The organism is Klebsiella sp. Ech2A (genome assembly GCF_030078455.1).
GTDB classification, from domain to species: Bacteria; Pseudomonadota; Gammaproteobacteria; order Enterobacterales; family Enterobacteriaceae; genus Klebsiella; species Klebsiella terrigena.
In genome coordinates, this window is sequence record NZ_JAQGFU010000212.1 from 1 (window position 1) to 6,888 (window position 6,888).

General features: G+C 58.1%; 6 protein-coding genes and 1 pseudogene. 3 read left to right on the top strand and 4 right to left on the bottom strand.

All coding sequences use genetic code 11. From position 1 onward, the window contains the following. From PFH44_RS23225 to rhaM, 3 genes and pseudogenes are all read left to right on the top strand, one after another. A pseudogene (locus PFH44_RS23225) lies at positions 1-251 on the top strand (ABC transporter permease); the annotation flags it as partial. Between the two features lie 51 nt (positions 252-302). Then, positions 303-1,451 carry a lactaldehyde reductase gene (gene fucO / locus PFH44_RS23230; protein WP_283826289.1) on the top strand — a complete coding sequence of 383 codons (1,149 nt, stop codon included), beginning with the start codon at positions 303-305 and terminating at the stop codon, positions 1,449-1,451. After that, positions 1,448-1,762, top strand: a complete 315-nt coding sequence (rhaM, locus tag PFH44_RS23235; protein WP_045853679.1) for an L-rhamnose mutarotase — start codon at positions 1,448-1,450, stop codon at positions 1,760-1,762. Before fucO ends, rhaM begins: the two co-directional genes overlap by 4 nt. 51 nt (positions 1,763-1,813) lie before the next feature. Here the strand turns inward: rhaM and PFH44_RS23240 are convergent, their stop codons facing one another. From PFH44_RS23240 to PFH44_RS23255, 4 genes are all read right to left on the bottom strand, one after another. After that, complete coding sequence (locus PFH44_RS23240) at positions 1,814-3,193, bottom strand: carbohydrate porin (protein ID WP_283826290.1); 1,380 nt, start codon at positions 3,191-3,193, stop codon at positions 1,814-1,816. Between the two features lie 106 nt (positions 3,194-3,299). Further along, the gene (locus PFH44_RS23245; RefSeq protein ID WP_283826291.1) at positions 3,300-3,893 is read right to left on the bottom strand and encodes a DapH/DapD/GlmU-related protein; all 594 of its coding nucleotides are present in this window, start codon (positions 3,891-3,893) and stop codon (positions 3,300-3,302) included. Positions 3,894-3,953: 60 nt separating this feature from the next. Continuing rightward, positions 3,954-5,219, bottom strand: a complete 1,266-nt coding sequence (locus PFH44_RS23250) for an MFS transporter (protein WP_045853715.1) — start codon at positions 5,217-5,219, stop codon at positions 3,954-3,956. Between the two features lie 41 nt (positions 5,220-5,260). Next, a partial coding sequence (locus PFH44_RS23255) for an alpha-galactosidase (protein ID WP_283826292.1) occupies positions 5,261-6,888 on the bottom strand: 1,628 nt, incomplete at its 5' end.

A 6,888-nucleotide genomic window follows, 5' to 3' on the forward strand; every position in this document is an offset into this window, starting at 1 on the left:
GGCCCGCGGGGGCGGTGGGCTGGGAGCTGGCGGGGGTGACGATGGCGGTGCTCGGCGGCGTCAATATCCTCGGCGGCTCCGGCAGCATGGTGGGGGTGATTATTGCCGCCTTCCTGATGGGGCTGGTGACCTTTGGCCTGAGCCTGCTCAACGTACCGGGCATCGTGATGTCGATAATCATCGGCGCCATGCTGATCGCGGTGATTTCGCTGCCGATTATCGCCCGGCGGGTGCTGCAGCGAAGACATTAGCCCTTCGCCTGACGGTGGGGGGAACGGGATTTCATTCACAGGAGAGTTATCATGAGCTTTATGTTGGCATTGCCGAAAATCAGCCTGCACGGCGCGGGCGCCATTGGCGATATGGTCAATCTGGTCGCCGCTAAAGAGTGGGGCAAAGCGCTGATCGTCACCGACGGTCAGCTGGTGAAGCTGGGCCTGCTGGACAGCCTGTTTGCCGCGCTCGACGCGCACCAGATGTCCTGGCACCTGTTTGACGAGGTGTTCCCGAACCCCACCGAAGCGCTGGTGCATCAAGGCATTACCGCCTTCCACGATGCGCAGTGCGATTACATTATCGCCTTTGGCGGCGGCAGCCCCATCGATACCGCGAAAGCGGTTAAAATCCTCACCGCCAACCCGGCCCCTTCCACCGCCTATTCCGGCGTCGGTAAGGTGAAAAACGCCGGCGTCCCGCTGGTGGCGATAAACACCACCGCCGGAACGGCGGCGGAGATGACCAGCAATGCGGTCATCATCGACTCCGCGCGCCGGGTAAAAGAGGTGATTATCGATCCGAATATTATTCCGGACATCGCCGTCGATGACGCCAGCGTGATGCTGGACATCCCGGCCTCCATCACCGCGGCCACCGGAATGGACGCCCTGACCCACGCTATCGAAGCCTTCGTCTCGGTCGGCGCCCACCCGCTCACCGATGCCAACGCCCTGGAGGCCATTCGGCTGATTAATCTGTGGCTGCCGAAAGCCGTCGACGACGGGCACAACCTTGAGGTGCGCGAGCAGATGGCGTTTGGTCAGTATCTGGCGGGCATGGCGTTCAACAGCGCCGGTCTCGGCCTGGTCCATGCGCTGGCCCATCAGCCTGGCGCGACCCACAATCTGCCCCACGGCGTATGCAACGCCATCCTGCTGCCGATCATCGAAAACTTTAACCGCCCGAACGCCGTTGCCCGCTTTGCCCGCGTGGCGCAGGCGATGGGCGTCGAGACCCGCGGCATGAGCGATGAGGCTGCCAGCATGGCGGCAATCGAGGCGATTCGCGCCCTGAGCAAACGCGTCGGCATTCCGCAGGGCTTCAGCCAGCTTGGGGTGACCAAAGCCGACATCGAAGGCTGGCTGGACAAGGCCCTCGCCGACCCGTGCGCGCCGTGCAATCCGCGAACCGCCAGCCGCGAGCAGGTGCGCGAGCTCTATCTGGAGGCGTTATGATCCGCAAGGCGTTTGTGATGCAGGTGAATCCCGACGCGCACGAAGAGTATGAGCGTCGACATTCGCCAATTTGGCCGGAGCTGGAGGCGGTTCTGAAGGCGCACGGCGCGCACCGCTACGCAATCTATCTCGATAAAGCGCGCAGCCTGCTGTTCGCCACGGTGGAGATTGAATCTGAAGCCCGCTGGAACGCGGTCGCCGAAACCGAGGTCTGCCAGCGCTGGTGGCGGCATATGCGCGACGTCATGCCGGCAAATGCCGATAACAGCCCGCTTAGCGCCGAGCTGAAGCCGGTATTCTATCTGGATTAAATCCCCGGCGGTCCCGCCGGAACAGGTTTAGCGGGGCCGCTTTTACGCTCTTCAGAAGAAGTATTTAAAGCGCACGCGCGCGCCGTAGCGATCGTCGTCATCGCTCTTATTGGCCTGCACATCGCTATCAAGAATGGAGTAGTAGGCCCCGAGATAGATATTAAAGTTCTGCATATTCATCACGTTCGGGATTTGATACGAGGCGTGGAAGGTATGAATATTGTAGGTCCCCTCATCCTTAATCCAGCAGTCGTTATCGCAGATCACCCCGGCGTAGTCGTTGATTTTATTATGAGCGTAGATATAGCCCAGCTCAAAGCGCTGCCATAGCGCATTAACCCCGGCGGTGAAGTCTTTTTCATTGTTGGCATCCATATACGCGGTGTTGACGTTCACCACCACCCCATCGGCCGGATTGGTTTTCAGGCCGTTCCACGTCATGGTCAGGCCGTAGCCGGTACGATCGGACTGATCGACAAACTCTCCCCGCGCGTTGCTATAGCCGTAGGCGTTTTTCACCACGTTCGATTCCATCGCCGCGGCGACGGAGAGCTCATCCTTCGCCCACGAGACAACCGGACGCAGGTAGGCGACGTTCTTTTTCTGCTCCATGTCGCGGCCATGGTAGCCACCGCCGTCATACAGAGAGGTGCCGTCCTCCAGCAGCGTATTCAGCTCGAAGTACCAGTTATCGAGCTGCTTGCTGAGCAGGAAGTTACCGCCCGCGTCGGATCGCCCGCGTCCCTCTTTCATCATGTAGATGTAGCCGTGACCGTCGCTGTAGAGATCGTTGGCGGTATTACCCGAATGCTCGACGAAGGTGTCCTGGTTCAGCGGGAACATGTCATAGGCTTCAAAGCGCCCAACTTTTATCTTCCAGTCCTTATCCTGACCGAAGAAGAAGGCGGCATCGTCAAGGTTCATTGAGCCGGTCATATCAGCCAGCGGTTGAATCGAGAATCCGGCAAAATAGCCGTTGCTCATGGTGCGAATGCCGTCAAAGCCCAGCAGAATGCGGCCGTTTAAATCCCAGTTATCGTAGGTCGGGTCGCTGCCAACATCGGCGTTGGTCATCGCCAGCAGGCCGTGCTTGCTCTCCGCGTCCATGTTGAACTCAACGTCACCGTAGATCTTCAGATCGCCATAGCCGGAGAGCTTAAGCTCCGGGGCGGTAATATTCTTTTTGCTCTCTGCGGCCGCCGCGACGCTTTTTACCGCAACGGTCGGTTGCGCCAGCGCAATAGCGGTGCGCTGTTTCTCCTGTAATTCCCGCACCTGGCCTTCCGCCACCGTAGCCCGGCTTTCCGCCGCGGCCAGCCGCGCTTCCAGCTGTTCCATACGCTGTTCAAGCGTCAGAGAATTATTTTTAGCAACTGCCGAACTTGCCATCACACATAAACTCATCGCTAAGGCTATCGTCTTTTTATTCATTTTTATTTTCCGGAGGTAACGGGGAGGTAAGGTGAGTGAATAACTCACCTTTCTATCTTAATTATTTTTATATGGGAACGAGTGCTAATTAATATGTGCCTTATATTTATTGGCCGGTATAGAGCTGATATTTATTCTTATCCTCGTCGGTAATATCTCTTAATACCCGGCAGGGCACCCCGGCGGCAACAACGTTCGGTGGAATCGAGCGATTAACCACGCTGCCGGCGCCAATCACCGAGTTTTTGCCAATGGTCACGCCGGGATTAATAATCACGCCGGAGCCCAGCCAGACGCCATCCTCAATAATCACCGGCAGAGAGAACTGCTGCTGCGTATGGCGCAGATCCGGATGCACCGGATGGCCGGCGGTAGAGATCGTCACATTCGGTGCGAACATCACGTTATTGCCGATAATAATCTCCGCGTCATCGACCAGGATCAGGTTGAAGTTTGCGTAGAAGTTATCGCCAATAGTGGTGTGAGTGCCGTAAGCAAGATTAATCGGCGGCTCAATCCAGCACTGTTTACCCACGCTCGCAAACATGCGCTGGATAATATCCTCTCTTAGCTCCTGACCGAATGGGTGCGAGTGGTTATATTCATAGGCCCGCACCTTTGCCATTAGCCGCTCCTCCGGCAGCCCGTAGCCGCCATCGGTATATAATTCACCGCTGTTCATTCTTTTTTTAATATCCATAGTCAATCTGTCCTCCCGTTTATTCAGCACATCCCTGTGAGAATTTTCTTTATTAATTTATTAAATGGTCATTGCTTTATTACTGACGCTGCCAGGCGCGGACTTCCCTGAAAGCGTAAAGGCCGATATTAAGGTGACGGACAGCGCAATGCCGCCGAGGATCATATAGGTCTCCTGGAAACCGATCCGGTCATACATATTGCCGGCAAATGCGGAGAGGAAAATCGCCGCCACCTGCTTGGAAAACTGGAAGCCCACCAGATAAATCGTCGCCGACAGCCGGACGTCAAACACGCCGGTAATATATTTAAACGCCCCCACCAGCAGGAACGGCACTTCCAGGGCGTGGAGCATCTTCAGCGCCACGACCTCAACCGCGGTGGTAGCGAAGGATGAACCGATCATCCGCGCCGCCATCACCATTCCGGCAATCAGCAGGGTGTTCTTCGCACCGATGCGGTTAATAATCCACGGCGAGCTGAACATGATGATAGCGTTGCAAATCTCCCCGGCGGTGGTCGCAAAACCAAAGGCGCGGGTGCCCGATTCCGGCGTAGCGAAGAAGGATTTAAAGAAGGTAGCAAACTGCTGATCGAAGACGTCGTATACGCACGCCACGCCGACCACGTACAGAATAAACATCCACATTTTGCGCTGGCGGAACATCCGCAGGGCGGTTTTTAAATCCACCGATGGGCGATTCGCGCCCAAAGAATCCATGACCTGAGCGGCCTGGCTGGCCTGCGGTTTCGCGATAGCCACCAGCACCAGCAGCAGCAGCGCGGCGGCCGAGCCCATCCAGAATACCCACTCGGGATTGACGCTAAACAGCATCCCCGCGGTCGTCGCGCACAGCGCCCAGCCAAGGCAGCCAAAGGTACGCGCTTTACCGTACTCAAACCCACTGTTGCGGCTGATGCGTTCGATATAGGCTTCCATCGCGCCGGCGCCGGCGGAGAACACGAAACCAATATAGGCGCCCCCGCTTAATGCCCCCAGCCAGATATTGGCTTTCAGCAGCGGCGCAAAAACATAGAGGAAGAACGGCGCAATCAGCACCAGCAAAATCGTCACGATCCACATCAGGTGTTTTTTCAGCCCCAGCTTATCGGAAATCACCCCCAGAACGGGCTGGAAGCAGATCGCAAACAGGGAAAGGCTGGAGAAAACGATGCCGGTCTCGGTTTTATTCAGGCCAATAACGTCCGACAGCCAGATCGGCAGGAACGGGAAGCAGGTGGCCATAATGAAAAAGTAGAGAAAAAAGAACAGGCCGAAAATCCAGAAGTTAGGATTGTTTTTGTGGGTACAGGCAGTCGGGTTCATTTTATATTCCTCAGTCAGGGCCGCCTGGCGGCCCGTCACCATTACACGCGTTGCAGGCCAATTAAAATGGCGCTTTCCGGATCGAGGATTGGCAGCGCCAGCCCCGCCTGCTGTAGCCACTCGCCGCTCACCGTTTGCGGGGTCACCATCCATGCCGGCAGCTTACGCATGGTATGGCCGCCCTCTCCCGTAATCTGAATATCCGGATGATCGAGCAGCGTAACCTGATAGCGGGCGCCCGCCTCCAGCCCCGCAACGCGCAGCGGCGCCATCAGGGTGTAATCCGGCATCGCCAGCTGGCTGACGAGGAAAATCGCCCGGCTCTTATCTTCGCTGACCACGCCGTGCGCCAGCGTGGTGGCGTCCGGCATATCCATACGCCACTGCACGCCGTGATGAATGACGTCGCGCCACTGCTTATGCAGCGCGGCATACTTGCGGTAGCCCGCGCGCTCCCGTTCGTCGGCGCTCACCGGATCCAGCTCCAGCCCCATATGGCCAAACAGCGCGGTCAGGCCGCGAAAGGCGATACTGTGCTGGCGGAAGGTCGCGTGGCAGTGGCGGTTGCCGATATGCGCGCCCATCACCTCCGGCGGGAAGAAATAGCTCATGCCGCGCTGGATAGTGTTGCGCTCCAGGGCATCGTTGTTATCGGAAGCCCAGAAGCGATGGCTGCGTTTCAGCACCTCATAATCGATGCGTCCGCCGCCGGAGGAGCAGGATTCAAATTCGATATGCGGGAAGCGGGCAACCAGCGCGTCCAGCAGGCGATAAAACTCGCGGGTCTGCGCATCGGCGGCGGCTTTACCGTTATGGCCCGGCTGCACCAGCTCGCGGTTCATATCCCACTTCACATAATCCACGGCGTGCTCGCCCAGCAGCCAGCTCATCCGCTCCAGCAGATAATCAAAGGCCTGCGGAATATTGAGGTTCAGGACGTACTGATGGCGGCCGGTCAGCGGCGTATAGCCCGGCAGGGCCAGCACCCAGTCAGGGTGGGCGCGGAAAAGGTCCGAATCCGGATTGATCATTTCCGGCTCAACCCAGATGCCGAACTCCATGCCCAGCGACTTCACGTGGTCGATAACCGGCGTCAGCCCGTTGGGGTACTTTTTCTCATCCAGATACCAGTCGCCGAGCGCCGCCCAGTCGTCGTTGCGCCCTTTGAACCAGCCGTCGTCAATGATGAAGCGCTCGACGCCAAGTTCCGCCGCCTCGTCCGCCATGCGCATGATGTACTGCGGGTCATGATTGAAATAGATCCCCTCCCAGGTATTGAGATGCACCGGGCGCGGTTTGTTATCCGGGAAGCGCACGATCTGCTCGCGCAGGTAGCGATGAAACTGCTGGCTCATACCGTTCAGGCCCTGCGCCGAATAGCTGGCGTACAGCGACGGCGTCCACAGGGTTTCGCCTTCGGCCAGCGCCATCTCCCCCGGTAAATAGAGCGCTTCCGCCTGCAGATAGCGGCGGCCATCGGTTTTTACCTCAGCGCGCAGGCGATGGTTGCCGCTCCAGCCAAGGTGTACTCCCCATACTTCACCCTGCATCTCGCTAAAGGCGGTGCTGCCGGTAATCAGCGCCGGGAAATGCTCGTGGGAGGTGCGCCCGCGGCGGTTTTCCAGCCCGAAGCTGTCGTGATCGAGGACCAGCCGGTTCGGCTGGAACC